13 protein-coding genes are annotated in these 15,322 nt (G+C 59.1%); all 13 read right to left on the reverse strand.

The genetic code is table 11. The features are described 5' to 3' along the window. Positions 1-7 precede the first annotated feature (7 nt). Complete coding sequence (locus tag IG617_RS06730; protein WP_192108429.1) at positions 8-1,009, reverse strand: ABC transporter substrate-binding protein; 1,002 nt, start codon at positions 1,007-1,009, stop codon at positions 8-10. Positions 1,010-1,376: 367 nt separating this feature from the next. Beyond that, positions 1,377-1,892 carry a 2-oxo-4-hydroxy-4-carboxy-5-ureidoimidazoline decarboxylase gene (gene uraD / locus IG617_RS06735; RefSeq protein ID WP_254170454.1) on the reverse strand — a complete coding sequence of 172 codons (516 nt, stop codon included), beginning with the start codon at positions 1,890-1,892 and terminating at the stop codon, positions 1,377-1,379. 5 nt (positions 1,893-1,897) lie between these two features. Continuing rightward, positions 1,898-3,079 carry a urate hydroxylase PuuD gene (locus IG617_RS06740; protein WP_192108430.1) on the reverse strand — a complete coding sequence of 394 codons (1,182 nt, stop codon included), beginning with the start codon at positions 3,077-3,079 and terminating at the stop codon, positions 1,898-1,900. Between the two features lie 81 nt (positions 3,080-3,160). Then, on the reverse strand, positions 3,161-4,225 hold the full coding sequence (locus IG617_RS06745; protein ID WP_192108431.1) for a BMP family ABC transporter substrate-binding protein: 1,065 nt from the start codon (positions 4,223-4,225) through the stop codon (positions 3,161-3,163). A gap of 102 nt (positions 4,226-4,327) precedes the next feature. Next, positions 4,328-5,242, reverse strand: coding sequence for an ABC transporter permease (locus IG617_RS06750; RefSeq protein WP_192108432.1), 915 nt, complete (start codon positions 5,240-5,242; stop codon positions 4,328-4,330). Positions 5,243-5,244: 2 nt separating this feature from the next. Further along, positions 5,245-6,327 (reverse strand): ABC transporter permease, encoded by a 1,083-nt coding sequence (locus IG617_RS06755; RefSeq protein WP_192108433.1) that lies wholly within the window; start codon positions 6,325-6,327, stop codon positions 5,245-5,247. After that, complete coding sequence (locus IG617_RS06760; RefSeq protein ID WP_192108434.1) at positions 6,327-7,928, reverse strand: ABC transporter ATP-binding protein; 1,602 nt, start codon at positions 7,926-7,928, stop codon at positions 6,327-6,329. Before IG617_RS06760 ends, IG617_RS06755 begins: the two co-directional genes overlap by 1 nt. A 20-nt stretch (positions 7,929-7,948) precedes the next feature. Beyond that, positions 7,949-8,938 carry a xanthine dehydrogenase accessory protein XdhC gene (gene xdhC / locus IG617_RS06765; protein WP_192108435.1) on the reverse strand — a complete coding sequence of 330 codons (990 nt, stop codon included), beginning with the start codon at positions 8,936-8,938 and terminating at the stop codon, positions 7,949-7,951. Then, a complete protein-coding gene (xdhB, locus tag IG617_RS06770; protein ID WP_192108436.1) occupies positions 8,935-11,289 on the reverse strand; it encodes a xanthine dehydrogenase molybdopterin binding subunit in 2,355 nt (784 codons plus the stop codon). Before xdhB ends, xdhC begins: the two co-directional genes overlap by 4 nt. Then, on the reverse strand, positions 11,286-12,758 hold the full coding sequence (gene xdhA, locus IG617_RS06775; RefSeq protein WP_192108437.1) for a xanthine dehydrogenase small subunit: 1,473 nt from the start codon (positions 12,756-12,758) through the stop codon (positions 11,286-11,288). Before xdhA ends, xdhB begins: the two co-directional genes overlap by 4 nt. Before the next feature lie 3 nt (positions 12,759-12,761). Next, complete coding sequence (uraH, locus tag IG617_RS06780; protein ID WP_192108438.1) at positions 12,762-13,112, reverse strand: hydroxyisourate hydrolase; 351 nt, start codon at positions 13,110-13,112, stop codon at positions 12,762-12,764. Positions 13,113-13,207: 95 nt separating this feature from the next. Continuing rightward, positions 13,208-14,194 (reverse strand): LysR family transcriptional regulator, encoded by a 987-nt coding sequence (locus IG617_RS06785; protein ID WP_192108439.1) that lies wholly within the window; start codon positions 14,192-14,194, stop codon positions 13,208-13,210. Positions 14,195-14,206: 12 nt separating this feature from the next. Further along, entirely contained in the window at positions 14,207-15,184 is a 978-nt protein-coding gene (locus tag IG617_RS06790; RefSeq protein WP_192108440.1) for a quinone oxidoreductase family protein, read from the reverse strand. Between the last annotated feature and the right edge of the window lie 138 nt (positions 15,185-15,322).

Consider the following 15,322-nt stretch of genomic DNA (forward strand, 5'->3'; position numbering starts at 1 on the left):
AATCTGTTCACTGGGATGCGGCCTGCTTTTCCATGACTTCAGCAAGCAGTTCCAAACCGGAAACCGTACGAACCGTCGCGTCCATGGCATGGGCCTCGAGAATAAGGACCCTGCCGTTTTTCACAGCGTCCATCTGGCTGGCAACGGGATCTGTTTGGAGAAACTCTATCTTGGCTTCAATCGAGTCCGCCGGGAATTTCCGTCGCTGCAGATCAGCCAGGACGATGTAGGTCGGATTTGCCTTCGCCAGCGTTTCCCAGCCTACGGTCGGCCATTCCTCGCTTGAGGTGACTACGTTCTCTACCCCCAACTTCGCCATGATGTAGCCAGGCGCGCCTTTTGCGCCCGCAACGTAGGGATCTGCGTCCATTTTCGAGCTCGAAAACCAGAACATCGCGGACACGTCTTCAAGCTTCAGGGCGCTCGCGCGCTCAATGGCCGCCTCTTCTCTTGCCTTGAGCTTCGCAACGGCCTCCTTGCCGGCCTCAGGCACACCGAAAATCTGCGAAAGCTCCGTCAGCCCCCTGTAGATGACCTCGGTCGAAATCAGCTCTTCGCGAGTCCCGTCGACACCCACGGTGTTGTCTTTCCCAACGCAATCAGCTGGCCAGATGTAGGTCGGGACGCTGAGATCATGGAACTGTTCACGCGTTCCCACGGAGCCCTTTGAGCCGACATACCACTCATATTGAGACGCAACGAGGCCGGGGCGCTTGTTCAGAACGGCCTCGAAGCTCGGCGTATTGTCTGCGAGACGTTCAATCTCGGCATTGGCATCGGCAAACTCTGGCAATACGTCCGTGAACCAGACGGCCGTTCCGCTTACCTTGTTGGCAAGCCCAAGCAGATACATCGCCTCGGTGGTGGCTTGTCCGATGGTGACCACACTTTCCGGGGCGCTTTCGAATGTCACCTCGTGGCCGCAATTTTCCAGGGTAAGTGGAAAGCTCTGCGCGGCGGCGGCGCTGGTGATTGCGGCGAGCGCCAGAGCGACGGAAAAGCACTTCATTGTTTGTGTTCCACTTGGCTTGAAGTTGCGTTTGCGGCGAGCGGTCAAGCGAATGGACCAGCCTTCAATCAATCAGTATGTTATAACGTTACATATTTGTACAGCCAGAAAACTTTGGCGTTTCGCATTTTTTTATCGAAGCCGGGATCGGCAATGCAAACAGGCCAAAGACTTCAATCAAAACGTGAAATGGGTATCGGGCACACTGACCCAAGCCGGTTTGCGGACCGAGCCGTAGACAGGAAAGAACTTCACCGGCTCTTGATCGCCAGTCTGCGCTTGCCGGCTTTGAAATGCGGTTTCTGGGGATTTCGATCTGCCTGGCTCAGGCACTTAGCGGCTTTGTAAATTCGAGCGAGCGCCGACATCAGCTCTCGGCGACACGGTCCTCAAGCCTGAACCGGAAAATGCGGGCAATTTGTGCGAGCGCCGCAGTGAATTCCTGTTCCGGAGCGTTGTCGACCCTCTGCTCAAAGGCATGCAGGATCATGTGTTTGTCCGCCCCCTTGACGGCAAAGATGAAGGGGAAGCCGAAACGTTGCTGATACCGATCGTTCAGGTCGGTGAAACGGGCAAATTCGTCAGGTGACAAGGTGTCCAGCCCTGCCCCGCTCTGCTCACGTTTGGAATCTTCCGCCATATCGCCTGCAATGGCGGCCTTGCCGGCAAGGTCCGGATGGGCGCGCACAAGGTCGAGCTGACGTTTCTTCGGCGCATCCAGCATCGTCGTCTCAAACGCGACGATCAGGTCCTCGCGGGTTGCAAATGCGCCTTGCGAGAAAGCGCCTTCCGCGACCCAGGGACTGTGCTCGGCCACATCGCCAAAGGCTTCGACGAATTCTGTCTGGCTCATTTCATTGATGGTACCGATGGATATCATCATGCGCCTCACTTCAACTGGCTGATCCAGGTTCCGAGCGTAGCACGTTCCGTATCCGTCATGCCGGTTTCATTCCCCAGCGGCATTGCATCTGATTGCACCGCCTGGGCCATGATCTGATCCGCGTAACGCTGAAGATCCCCGAGGCTTTCCAGATGGATTTCCTTGGGCGCTTCGTCGAATGCTTCATGGGTGGGAACAGCCGCGTGGCAGCTGGCGCAATGGGTCCGTGCGATGGCAATGACTTCAGCATCGGCAACTGCAGCGCCGCCACTGTAGTCCTTCGGGGCGGTCATGATGATTGCGATGACAAGCCCGACCGCTGCTACGGGTAGCGACCACCAGAACTTGGCAAACGGATCGCCAGCGTCATGTCGATTGAGGAAATGGCGCACCATGCCACCGATCACGAGTATCAACGCGACAAGGAGCCAGGACTGGGGATGGCCGGTCAGCATTGGATAATGGTTGGACACCATCATCAAGAGGACCGGGATCGTCAGATAGTTGTTGTGAACCGAGCGCTGCTTTCCCATGGCGCCGAGCGCTGGATTTGGCGCTTCGCCGGCGAGCAGACTTGCCGTGATCTTTTTCTGATTCGGGATGATGATGCCGAAAACATTCACCGCCATGATGGTTCCGACAAAGGCGCCCACGTGGATCAGGGCACCACGGCCGGAAAACACGTGGGTGAAGAGGTAGGATGCGGCCAGGATCAAAACGAAAAGGCAGGTGGCAAGGAGCGGAACATTGCGTCCGATCGGCGACTTGCACAGCCGATCATAGATCAGCCAGCCCGCGACCAGAGACACCACCGAGATCAGGATCGCCTCTCCTGGTGTCATGGTGAGTACGTTCGGGTCAATCAGGTAGGACGTCGCGTTGAAATAGTACTGAACCACTAGCAGGGCGAAGCCCGTCACCCAGGTGAGATAAGCCTCCCACTTGTACCAGATCAGGTCTTCCGGCAGCTCCTTAGGGGCGACCAGATATTTCTCGACATGATAAAAGCCCCCGCCATGAACCTCCCAGGCGGTTCCCGCAACGCCTTCTTTCATGTCGGTCCGTTTACGCAGGGAAAGGTCAAGCGCGATGAAATAGAAGGACGTGCCGATCCAACCGATCCCGACGATCAGGTGGGCCCAACGAAAAAGCAAGTTGAGCCAGTCCATTGCAAAGGCAAGGGTCATCGTAGCGCGTCCATTTTTAAAAAGATCAGGTCGCACCCGGGACAGGCCCGGGTGCGGTTTTTGAGGTCGACGTAAGGCGCCTTACTGAGGCAGCTTGTCGTCAACGCCCTTCACGTACCAGTTCATGCCGAGAATAGCGCCGTCATCAAGACGCACACCATCAGCAGCGGCTTCCGTGCCATCCTGCTTGGTCAGCGGGCCGGTGAAAGGTTCCCAGCCGCCAACGATCTTGGCTTCGGTTTCCTTTGCCATTGCAATGACGTCGTCCGGCAGGTTGGTGTAAGGCGCCATGGCAACGTGGCCTTCCTTCAGCCCGTGCCAGGTCTGCGCGCTTTCCCAGGTGCCGTCGAGGGCCGCCTGAACGCGTTCGATGTAATAGGGGCCCCAGTCATCGATGATCGCGGTGTACTGGGCGTCTTTTGCAAAGGCGATCTGGTCAGAAGCCTGACCGAACCCATGAACGCCGCGTTCCTGTGCGACCTGCAAAGGCGCGGTGGAGTCGGTGTGCTGGGTGATGATGTCAGCACCCTGGTCAATCAGCGCCTTGGCTGCGTCGGCTTCCTTGCCCGGGTCGAACCATGTGTTGACCCAAACCACCTTCACCTTGAAGTCCGGGTTGATCGACTGCGCACCAAGGAGGAAGGCATTGATGCCGGACACAACTTCCGGAATCGGGAAGGACCCGATGTAGCCCGCAGTGCCGGTCTTGGACATCTTGCCGGCGACCTGGCCGATGATGTAGCGGCCTTCATGGAACTTCGAGTTGTAGGTGGCAACGTTATCGGCGGTCTTGTAACCAGTCGCATGCTCGAACATGACATCCGGGTACTTCTTGGCGACCTTGAGCGTCGGGTTCATGTAGCCGAAGGAGGTCGTGAAGATGATGTTGCAGCCATCACGGGCGAAGCGCTCGATGGCACGCTCGGAATCCGGACCTTCCGGAACATTCTCCAGATATGCGGTTTCGACCCGGTCGCCGAACTTTTCGACAACGTCCAAACGGCCCTGGTCGTGCTGATAGGTCCAGCCGAAATCGCCGACAGGGCCGATGTAGACGAAACAGGCTTTGAGGTCTGCTGCAGATGCCGCGGAGGAGGCCGCTGCAAAGGCAACAGCTGCGACTGTCGCTTTCATGATGTTTTTCATAATCCAAATCCCCTCAGGATTATTGGTTTCATGCGATGCTCATGGATCTTACCGGAACCGCATCGCAACGATCCCGGCCTTTTGGACCGACTGGCAGCGTGCCTATCGGTCCGGAACGAACGGCTTGCCGAGGCAGGCCGGCGTATTGACAAGCGTCAGCCTGCGATTTGCCGAGATGAGCACGAGGACTGCAATGGTGGCAATATACGGCAAGCTGGACAGCAATTGAGATGGCACACCAATGCCCTGTGCCTGGGCATGGAAGGTCAGCACGGTGACCGCGCCAAACAGGTAGGCCCCGGCAATAACGCGGAACGGCAGCCAGGAAGCGAAGACCACAAGCGCCAGCGCGATCCAGCCGCGTCCCGCGGTCATGTTCTCCACCCACTGGGGCGTGTATGCCAGGGACATATAGGCGCCGGCAAGCCCGGCGCAGCCGCCGCCGAAGAGCACCGCCAAATACCGTACCTTGATGACGGAATAGCCGAGCGCATGCGCTGACCCGTGATTGTCGCCGACCGCGCGCAGGATGAGCCCGGTCCGGGTCCGGAAGAGCACAAAGGCTACGAGCGCGACAAGGGCAAAGCCAAGATAGACGACCGCATCCTGCTGAAAGAACACCGGTCCGATGAGGGGCAGCTCCGAAAGAACGGGAATGTAGAGTTCAGGCAGTCGCAGCCCCGGAACGCCAATGTAGGCCTCCCCGATCATGCCGGACACGCCAAGACCCAGGATCGTCAGCGCCAGGCCGGTCGCCACCTGATTGGTGACGAGGCTGAGCACGAGAAAGCCGAATATCAGCGCCATGCCCATGCCCGCGACGATGGCAGCAAGCACTCCCAGAGTGCCGGAACCGGTCTGGTTGGCGACGGCAAAGCCCACCACGGCCCCCATGATCATCATCCCCTCGACGCCCAGATTGAGGACGCCCGAGCGTTCGACCACCAACTCGCCAATGGCGGCAATTAGAAGAGGTGTTGCAGCGGTGATCACGGTCAGGAGAACGGCTTCAAACATGATCAGATCTCCGAGCCGGTTGCAGAGCGACCCGGCACGATCCGCGGTCGGTACAAGATGAAGGTGTCGCAGGCGAGCACGAAGAACAGCAGAAGCCCCTGAATCACGGCGGCGATCTTGTCGGACACACCCATTGAGGCTTGCACACCTTCGCCGCCAATGTAGGACAGCGCCAAAACGAGGCCCGCGATCAGGATGGCTGCCGGGTTCAAACGGCCTAGGAAGGCAACAATGATGGCCGTGAAGCCGTAGCCTGGCGAGATCGTCGGCAGCAGCTGTCCGAGCGAGCCGGACACCTCCATGGTTCCGGCCAGTCCTGCCAGCCCTCCCGCGAGCGCAAAGGCAAAGAGTGTCAGACGCTTTTTGGAGAAGCCTGCAAAGCTGCCCGCCCGCGGGCTTTCGCCCATGACCCGGATTTCGAAGCCTTTGAGAGTCTTCGCTAGCACTATGGTCAGCACGATAACCACGACCACGGCAATTGGCGCGGCAATGCTCATGCGGCCATCGCCTATGACTGGAAGCGTTGCCGCGTCAGTGAACAGGCGCGATTCAGGGAAGTTATAGCCGTCCGGATCGCGCCAGGGGCCACGGACCAGATAGTCCAGGATGAGGCTGGCCACATAGACCAGCATCAGGCTGGTCAGGATCTCGTTGGTGTTGAAACGGGTTTTCAAAATTGCTGGGATCAGGCCCCAAGCAGCGCCCCCAAGCGCTCCCAGAAGAAGCATCAGCGGCAAGGTCAGAACCGTCTCGAAATCCGGAAAGACAATCGGGATGAACGACCCGCAAAGCGCCCCGAAAACAAACTGCCCTTCAGCGCCAATGTTCCAGTTGTTGGAGAGATAGCACACCGCCAGGCCGCAAGCGATCAGGACAAGCGGAGTTGCCTTCACAATCAACTCTTGCAGAGACCATGTGTCCGTCAAAGGCTCAATGAAAAACGTGAAGAGACCCAAAAGGGGATCTTTACCTGACAGCTGGAACAGGATCGCAGCGGCGATCAGCGTCAGAAAGACAGCGATGACGGGCGACAAAACTGCCATCAGGCGGCTGTGTTCCGTGCGTTTGACCAGTTCGATCCGCATTACACTGCCTTCCTGTCATTGCCTTGAGACCGCTCGGCGCTGCCGGCCATCAACAGACCGACCCGCTCGCGCGTCATCCCGGAGGCAGCTTCTGCCTCAGACAGGAAGCCTCTGGAAATCACCGCGATGCGGTCGGCGATTTCGAAAATCTCGTCGAGATCCTGGCTGATCACCAGAACAGCGGATCCGGATCGCGCCAAATCGATCAGTGATTGCCGGATCAGCGCCGCAGCACCCGCATCGACCCCCCAGGTCGGCTGGTTGACCACCAGGACACCAGGCTTTCGATCCAGTTCTCGCCCGACGACGAACTTTTGAAGATTGCCGCCGGACAGCGAACGTGCCTCCGGATTGTCATGGGACATCCGAACGTCGAAGTGCGTCTTGACCTTTTGCTCGAGCTCGCCGGATTGCCCCTCAGACACGAAACCGGCCGAAACCAGCCCGTCATTGGTGCCGTGGCGGGTCAGGACGATATTATTCGTCAAAGTCATGCCAGGAACAGCGCCATGACCGAGGCGTTCTTCGGGTACAAAAGCCGCATTTTGCTGGCGGCGCCAGTTGATGCTTTTCGCGCCGCACGCCTGACCGTCGATGTAGATCATCTCAGGCGTAACCCGCACCTCACCGGACAATGCATCAAAAAGCTCGCCCTGCCCGTTTCCGGCGACACCGGCGATGGCAACAACCTCACCTGCATGAACAGCGAGGTTGAGGTCATTCAAGGTGGTGGCAAAGGGGTTTCGAGCCGGCGCGCTCAAGTCGGCCACTCTCAAGCGAGCGGGGCCGAGTTCCGGCGCCTTTCCGCTGTGGGACACACCGATCACTTCTGAGCCGACCATCATGTTGGCGAGGCTCGAGGGCGTTTCCTTTGAAGGATCGCACTCGCCGACAACCTTTCCATGGCGCAGGATCGTCGCGTGGTGACAGATCCTCTTCACCTCCTCCAGGCGATGCGAAATATAGAGGACAGCGCAACCTTCACTGGCCAGACGCTCAAGCGTCTTGAACAGACGATCGGCTTCTTGCGGGGTAAGCACCGACGTCGGCTCATCCATGATGATCAGTGCCGGTTCCTGAAGCAGGCACCGAACGATTTCGATGCGCTGACGAATGCCGACTGGAAGGTCGGCGACAATGTCCTGCGGATTGAGCGGCAGGCCGTATTCGCTCGAGATGCTTTCGATGCGCTTGGCGAGCGCTTTCATATTGCCCGGCTCAGGCAGGGCGAGCGCGATATTTTCGACAACCGTCAAAGCTTCAAAAAGAGAGAAATGCTGGAAAACCATGCCGATGCCGAGCGCGCGTGCAGCGGCTGGGTTGTCGATCTGCACAGGCTTTCCCTGCCAAATAATCTCGCCAGCATCGGGCTCAAGTGCGCCATAGAACATCTTCACAAGCGTCGACTTGCCTGCCCCATTTTCGCCAAGCAGTGCATGGATTTCGCCCTTGTTGATACGCAGATCAACCCGGTCATTGGCAAGAATTTCACCGAAGCGCTTGGTCAGGCTCTTGCCATCGAGAAGCACATCGCCGCTTGCCCGCCGATCCGTTTGAGCAGTGTCGCCGCTCTTTTTTTCATTTTCCGCCAATGGCTTCATTCCCCCAACCATTCGCCGACTTATCGTCCAGAAACCGAGACTTGTGCAAGTCCTGTTGAAACAGCGGCCCGCGCAGCCTCATCTGCAACGACAAGCTCCACGGCAACGCCAGCGGCAATCGCAGCAGGCGACTTCGATGCTATCATGCTGGTGCCTATGGGGCAGACCAACCCGGAGACGGCCACCGGCGAAATGCCGCGCGCGCGCAACCGCTTTTCGAACCTTGCCCGCTTCGTTGCGCTGCCAATGACGCCCACATAGGAAAACTGTCCTTTCGCCAAGGCGGCAGAGACAATGGCCTCATCCAGAGCATGCGAATGCGTCATGACCAGAACGAATGCATCGTGCTCAGCATCTTGAAGAATGGTTTCCGGCGACGCGTTGCAAACCTTGGTGACGTTTGACGGCACCGCAGCTGGGAAGGCATCAGCACGGCTGTCGGTCCAGATGATGCGGAAAGGCAGGTTCGCCAGTGCGAGGACAAGCGCGCGGGCGACATGGCCTGCGCCAAACAGGTAAAGCGTTCTGCGATCCTGACCAAATATCTCGGTCAACAAGGTGTTCGCCTCTAGGTGAAACGGCTCGTCGGGCACTGTTGGCAGAACCTGACGCGTAACAGGACAATCGTCCGAGATGGTCGCCTGTGTCGCGAAAGCCGCGCCTTCGGCCTCGAGACTTGCAAGATGTTGAGCACTCAGGACTTGCGCCGCCGATTGAACTTCCACCGCGACATCCACGCGTCCACCACAACACTGCCCCAGGTCCGGACCGAGAGAGAACGTTCTGATCGACAGGCCTGCCTTCCCCTCTTCGAGTGCCGCAGTCGCCCATTTGATAGCCTGAAATTCCAGGGTGCCGCCGCCGATGGTGCCGTGAAAGCTGCCGTCCTGACGAACCACCATGCGTGCACCCGCCTCGCGTGGCGTCGATCCGGCAGCGCTCGCGATCGTCACCAGCGCGCAGTCTTGCCCGGCCTGCAGAATGTCAGCGATGTGGGACCAGACGCTCATTCAGCAGCACCTCTTGACCCTGCCTGCGCCCGGCGGATACTGCGTACCGCCTTCATGATCGCCTCTGGCGTTGCAGGCGCGTCAAGGTCCGGCACGACACCCGGATTGAGACTGGCCACCGCATCGGTGATCGCGCAGAACACCGCATTTGCCAGCATCACAGGCGGTTCTCCAACCGCTTTGGAGCGATAGATCGTGTCCTGCGGATTGCCCCTGGATTGGTAAAGCGCGACGTTGAAATCCTCTGGAATGTCGGAGGCTGCCGGGATCTTGTAGGTCGATGGCGCGTGGGTGCGCAGGCGCCCCTGCTCATCCCAGACAAGCTCTTCGGTGGTCAGCCAACCCATGCCCTGGACGAAGCCGCCTTCGATCTGGCCGATGTCGATCGCAGGGTTCAGCGAGTGCCCGACATCATGCAGCAGATCGACGCGATCAACGGTCATCTCGCCGGTCATCGTATCTATCGTCACTTCGGCGCAGGCGGCGCCATAGGCAAAATAGAAGAATGGCCGGCCGCCAGCGCTGTCGCGATCCCAGGTGATGTTCGGCGTGGCATAAAAGCCGGCATCGGAGAGATGGATCCGCGCCAGATGCGCTTGTTTCGCGACCTGGGCCAATGAAAATTGCTGTTCTCCGACAAAGACCTTGTTGTCCTGAAAGGCAATGGCCTCAGCCCCGCACTGATGCGTCTTGCAGAGGAAATCAATCAGCCGATCCTTGATGACCCTGGCCGCATTCCTGGCCGCCATGGCGTTGAGATCGGTTCCCGATGAGGCGGCCGTCGGGCCGGTATTGGGGACCTTGGACGTGTTCGTTGCGGTGATGCGGACCTTGTCGATTGTGATGCCGAATTCATCGGCCACAACCTGCGCCACTTTCTGGTAAAGCCCCTGCCCCATTTCCGTGCCCCCATGGTTCAGATGAACCGAACCATCGGTGTAGAGATGGACCAAGGCGCCCGCCTGATTGAGGTGCTTCAGTGTGAAGGAGATGCCGAATTTGACCGGCGTCAGGGCCAGGCCTTTCTTCAAGACTGCATTGTGACTGTTGAAGTCGCGAACCTCGTCGCGCCTCGCCCAATAGTCTGAACTCTCGACCAGCTGTCCGAAGAGATCATGCATGACCTCATGCTCTTCGACCGGCATCCCGTAAGGTGTCAGATTGTGCTCGGCGTCATAGAAATTCAACTGGCGGATTTCCAGCGGATCCTTGCCAACGGTGATGGCGATTGCATCAATCATCCGTTCGGCGGTCAGCATGCCCTGTGGCCCGCCGAACCCGCGAAAGGCCGTGTTGGAGCAGGTGTCTGTTTTCAGACGCCGGCTGCGTATGACCGCGTCCGGATAGAAGTAGCTGCTGTCAGCGTGGAACATGGTGCGATCATTGACGCCCAGAGACAGATCCGCCGAATAGCCGCAACGCGCGAGGAAGTTGAGATCGACGGCGCGAATGCGCCCCTGGCTGTCGTGCCCGATCTGCCATTCCACCCGAAAGTCATGGCGCTTGCCGGTCATGATCATGTCGTCGTCGCGGTCGAGACGGAGCTTGCAGGTCTCTCCCGTCGCGGCCGCGGCCAGGGCTGCGAGGCTCGCCCATTGATTGGCCTGGGATTCCTTGCCACCGAAACCGCCTCCCATGCGGCGCACTTCCGCCACAACGAGCGCATCAGGAATACCGAGGACCTTGGCAACCGTATGCTGGACTTCCGTCGGATGCTGGGTCGAGGTGTAGACCATCACCCCGCCATCTTCCTGGGGACTGGCCATGGCGACCTGGCCTTCCAGATAGAAATGCTCCTGGCCACCGATCTGAAAGACGCCGGAAAGAACGTTTTCGGCTGCCGTCATGCCCGTTTCTGGAGAGCCGCGCCGAAACTGGTAGTCCGGCAGCACCGTGATATCAGCCGCGACAGCGTCCTCCGCGGTGATGATCGGGGTGGTTGGTTGCGCTTCGATCCTGGCCAGAAGTGCTGCCTTGCGCCCGGCCTCGCGTGAGGACGCGATAACCGCGAAGACCACCTGTCCGTAAAAGAGGATTTCATCGGTTGCCAGAACCGGATCATCGCCCATGGCTGCCGAGCAGTCATTGACGCCGGGAATATCGTCGGCAGTCAGAACCTTGACCACGCCCGGTGCCTTGCGGACGGCGTCCAGATCGATCGAGGTGAGCTTGCCGCGCACGACCTGGCGCGCCCAGCCCGGCACCACGTGCAACGTGCCGATGGGTTCCGGCATGTCATCGATATAGGTCGCCGTTCCCCGCACGTGCTTGACGGCACTGTCATGATTCAGCGGCTTGTGCACATGACGCATGTTCGCAGGCGTTTCCGGGAGCGCGCTTTGGTCCGTCATTCGGCGGCCTCCATGGCCGGGACGCGCAGGCGCAGTTGGGCAGCTGCCGTGCCGCTTGCCTCCATGAGAGCCTTTGCGAGGAGCGCTCTCGCGGTCTCCATCCGGTACTCCGCCCCTGCCCTCATGTCGCTCATGGGTGTGTAGTCGCTCATCAGGGCCTTCATGGCCGCAGCCCATGTGGCGGGATCCTCAAGGGACGCTCCAATGAGAGATGTTTCGGCGCCGGGAGCGCGCGTTGGCGTTGCCGCCATTCCGCCGAAGGCGATCCTCGCCTCAGTGATCTTCTGGTCCATGACAGTGAAGAGAAAGGCGCCCATCACCGATGAAATGTCCTGATCGAAGCGCTTTGAAATCTTGTAACAGCGGAAGATCTGGTTAGGTGCCGGCCGGGGAACAAAGAGCCCGGTCACAAATTCACCTGTTTTCCGGTCCTGCTTGCCATAGTCGAGAAAATAGTCTTCGAGTGGCAAGGTGCGCGAATCGTCCTTTGACTGCAGCTCCAGCGTCGTTCCGAGCACGATCAGCGCCGGCGGCGTATCTCCGATCGGAGAACCGTTTGCGATGTTGCCTCCGACCGTGCCGGACGCACGCACTTGTTTGGATCCGATCCGCTTCCAGAGCTCGCCAAGATCCGGTGAAATCCGCGTCATCGCCGCCTCGGCTGTCTGGTAGGTCGCTGTTGCGCCCATCAGAACCCCTGACGGCGTTTCCTCAACCCGGTCCAGTCCTTCGATGCGCCCAAGCCAGATGACCTTCGGTAGATCCTTGAGATGCTTCGTGATCCACAGCCCGACATCGGTGGCGCCCGCGACGATCGTCGCGTCCGGGTTCTGCGCGTAAAGCGCAGCCAGTCCGTCAAGCGTTGCAGGAGACGCCACAAAGCCGTCGCCATGGCCAATGTAGATATCCCGGCTGTCGGCGAGCTCGCGCAGTTTTTCGCGGGTTTCATTGGCGCGCCAGGCAAAAGCGTCATCCGCACTCTCGAAGCAGCTCTCAAGAGCAGCGTCAACGATCGGGCGATAGCCCGTGCATCGGCAAAGATTCCCTGCGATCCATTCCGTCACGGCCTTGCGGCTGCGCGCCTGACCTTCGGCGTGATAGAGCGTGAAAAGGCTCATGACAAAGCCGGGCGTGCAGAAACCGCACTGCGAGCCATTCAGCTCCGCCATCGCCTTTTGAACAGGGTGAAGTCGGCCGTCAGAATTCAGGTCTTCGACGGTGACGAGTTCGGCGCCATCAATCATGGCGAGAAGCTGAATGCAGCTGTTGACCGGTTGATAGGTCAATTTGCCGGCAACCAGCCGTCCCACAGCCACCGTGCAAGCACCGCAGTCGCCTTCGCCGCAGCCTTCCTTGGTTCCGGTCTGTCTCGCTCTCAGTCGCAGATAGTCTAGCACTGTTTCCGTAGGCCGCACCTCGGAAAGCTCGACGATCTCGCCATCCTTCAGGAAACGTATTGTGTCACGCATTCCTCAGCTCCCGCGATATGTCGAGAACCCGAAGGGCGAAAGCAGCAGCGGCACATGATAATGGCCATCGGGCTCGGCAATGCCAAAGCGTATCGGGATGATGTCCAAAAACAAGGGTTCGGGCAGGTTTGTTCCGCAGGACTTGAGGTAGTCTCCGGCATGAAAGCGGAGCTCATAGGTTCCGCACTTGAAGGCCGGTCCCTCGAGAATGGGGCCATCAACGCGGCCATCGGCGTTTGTGGTATGGGTCGACACCATCTCAGGTGCGCCATCCATGGCCCACAGTTCGATCTTCAGGCCGCCCGCTGGACGTCCGAGGGCTGTGTCCAGAACATGCGTCGTCAAACGCCCCATCACTCATCTCTCCCAACCGCAGCGCCAGTTCCACTAAAGCGGTGTCCACCACAGTCTCTTTCAGCTGCAGATAAAAAAGGTGCCCTAAATTTGGCTCATTCCATAGCGCTCATTTTAGCACTTGTTGATGCCATTTTGGCATCATTGTTCGGCAAACGGTCTTTTAGCGCGATCACGGCATGATTGAAAAACATGCCAGGCGACAGCGCAAGCGCCCTGCGGGCGCTTGTAACAATGCTTAATCGATCCGCCTGAAGCGGCAAATCCGTCAAGGGTTTAAACACCAGCCGGCCGCTTTCAAGATCCTCTTCACAGCCGATCTCGGTCTGAAATCCGATCACCTTTTCTTCCCGTGCCAGCGCGCGCATGAACCGCAGTGAATTGGCTTCGATATAGGTTCGCAGAGATCCTGGAATCTGCGCCATGGACGCGTCTATCCGGCTGCGCAGGGAAAGGCCGACGGCGGGAAGCGCCAGCGGAAAACGCAGGCATTCGGACAGGCTGAGAACTTCAGCCGTTGCCAGCGGGTGGTCGGGGGCCATCAACGCCCCGATCGGCAAGTCCTGATGATAGGAGACCGTCAGCGCAGAAGTGTCGGGCGGGTCGAAGGTGAAGCCTACATCGGCTTCTGCCGCTTCCACGAGCTTTGCCGCTTCGAGGGCGCTGGTGACGGTGACACTGACGTGGATGCCCGGGTATTTCCGCCGGAAGGACGACACCAACTCCGGAAGCAGGGTCTCTGCAACGCTTTCGACCGTGGCAATGGCGACCGTTCCGCGTCTCAACCCCTGAAGGGCGTCGAGTTCCGCCAGGGTGGCATCGAAGTCCGAGTAAGTGCGTTTGACGTGAGCAAGCAGAATTTCGCCGGCCTGCGCAAGCCGCAGCCGGCGTCCGACCCTTTCAAACAGCTGCAGACCAAGCGCCTCCTCGAGCCAGAGTATCTGGCGATTTATGGCCGAGGAGGCAACATTCAGCTCTCTTGACGCAGCGCGGATGGAACCAAGTTCGGCAACCACCGAAAAATAGCGCATGGCAGGGGCGTAGAGATTGCGCGCCTTGTCGTTGCTCTTTGCCCCTGCCATTGCTTTTCGTCCTTATGGGATGAGGACGGTCGTGCCGGTGGTCTTGCGACCTTCCAGATCCTTGTGGGCCTGAGCGGCGTCGGCCAGGCGGTATTCCTGATTGACGCCGATCTTCACGATGCCCTTGCCAACTACGTCGAACAGATCACCTGCGGTCGCCTCCAGGTCCGCGCGTGAGGCGATGTAGGAGAACAAGGTCGGACGGGTCGCGAAGAGCGATCCCTTGGTGCCGAGCAATCCGAGATTGAAATCGGTGATCGGGCCGGAGGACTGACCGAAGGAAACCCACACCCCCCTTGCCTTCAGGCAATCAAGTGACCCCGGATAGGTGTCCTTGCCGACGCTGTCGTAGACAACATCGCAGCCCTTGCCGTCCGTTATCTCCTTCACCCGTTCGACGAAATCCTCGTCGCGATAATTGATGACGTGCTGATAGCCATTCGCCTTGGCAAGCTCGACCTTTTCGGCAGAACCGGCCGTTCCGATAACGGTTGCGCCCAAATGCGCTGCCCATTGGCCCGCGATCAGGCCGACGCCGCCCGCAGCTGCGTGAAACAGCAAGGTTGTTTCGGGCGTCACATCGAAGGTCTGGCGCAGAAGATACTGGGCTGTCATGCCTTTCAGCATCATGCCCGCTGCGGTCTTGTCTTCGATGCCATCGGGAATGGCGACAAGACGGTCACCTGGAACGATGCGCTCCTGCGCGTAGGCTCCAAGCGGCCCGACATAAGCGACGCGATCGCCGGGAGCCACGTGGGAAACACCCTCGCCAACCGTCAGAACGACGCCAGCGCCCTCGTTGCCGGGGATGAAAGGCAAACCAGCAGGCGCGGGATAAAGACCGCTGCGAAAATACGTATCGATGAAGTTGAGACCGATGGCGGTATGGCGGATACAAACCTCACCAGGGCCGGGCTCGCCGATCTCGACTTTCTCCCACGTCAGGACTTCCGGACCGCCGGTCTCGTGAACACGTATCGCCTGAACCATCTCTAACTCCTCCAGAAAACTTGCCAGGACCGGCAATCAAGTGATTTCAAAATTTTGCGCTGCGTGAACAGAGGGAATTCTGTTGCAGGCGCTGAGCCAACTCTTGAGTCGCATGTTCACACGATCCCCGGATCGTGT

Source organism: Roseibium polysiphoniae, assembly GCF_014842925.1.
Classification (GTDB): domain Bacteria; phylum Pseudomonadota; class Alphaproteobacteria; order Rhizobiales; family Stappiaceae; genus Roseibium; species Roseibium polysiphoniae.

Excerpts from the sequence above, each read along its gene's own strand:
- xdhA (WP_192108437.1), bottom strand. The coding sequence starts at position 12,758 with ATGCGTGACACAATACGTTTCCTGAAGGATGGCGAGATCGTCGAGCTT.
- IG617_RS06760 (WP_192108434.1), bottom strand. The coding sequence starts at position 7,928 with ATGAAGCCATTGGCGGAAAATGAAAAAAAGAGCGGCGACACTGCTCAA.
- uraH (WP_192108438.1), bottom strand. The coding sequence starts at position 13,112 with ATGGGGCGTTTGACGACGCATGTTCTGGACACAGCCCTCGGACGTCCA.
- xdhC (WP_192108435.1), bottom strand. The coding sequence starts at position 8,938 with ATGAGCGTCTGGTCCCACATCGCTGACATTCTGCAGGCCGGGCAAGAC.
- IG617_RS06790 (WP_192108440.1), bottom strand. The coding sequence starts at position 15,184 with ATGGTTCAGGCGATACGTGTTCACGAGACCGGCGGTCCGGAAGTCCTG.
- xdhB (WP_192108436.1), bottom strand. The coding sequence starts at position 11,289 with ATGACGGACCAAAGCGCGCTCCCGGAAACGCCTGCGAACATGCGTCAT.
- IG617_RS06745 (WP_192108431.1), bottom strand. The coding sequence starts at position 4,225 with ATGAAAAACATCATGAAAGCGACAGTCGCAGCTGTTGCCTTTGCAGCG.
- IG617_RS06785 (WP_192108439.1), bottom strand. The coding sequence starts at position 14,194 with ATGGCAGGGGCAAAGAGCAACGACAAGGCGCGCAATCTCTACGCCCCT.
- uraD (WP_254170454.1), bottom strand. The coding sequence starts at position 1,892 with ATGATGATATCCATCGGTACCATCAATGAAATGAGCCAGACAGAATTC.
- IG617_RS06750 (WP_192108432.1), bottom strand. The coding sequence starts at position 5,242 with ATGTTTGAAGCCGTTCTCCTGACCGTGATCACCGCTGCAACACCTCTT.
- IG617_RS06740 (WP_192108430.1), bottom strand. The coding sequence starts at position 3,079 with ATGACCCTTGCCTTTGCAATGGACTGGCTCAACTTGCTTTTTCGTTGG.
- IG617_RS06730 (WP_192108429.1), bottom strand. The coding sequence starts at position 1,009 with ATGAAGTGCTTTTCCGTCGCTCTGGCGCTCGCCGCAATCACCAGCGCC.
- IG617_RS06755 (WP_192108433.1), bottom strand. The coding sequence starts at position 6,327 with ATGCGGATCGAACTGGTCAAACGCACGGAACACAGCCGCCTGATGGCA.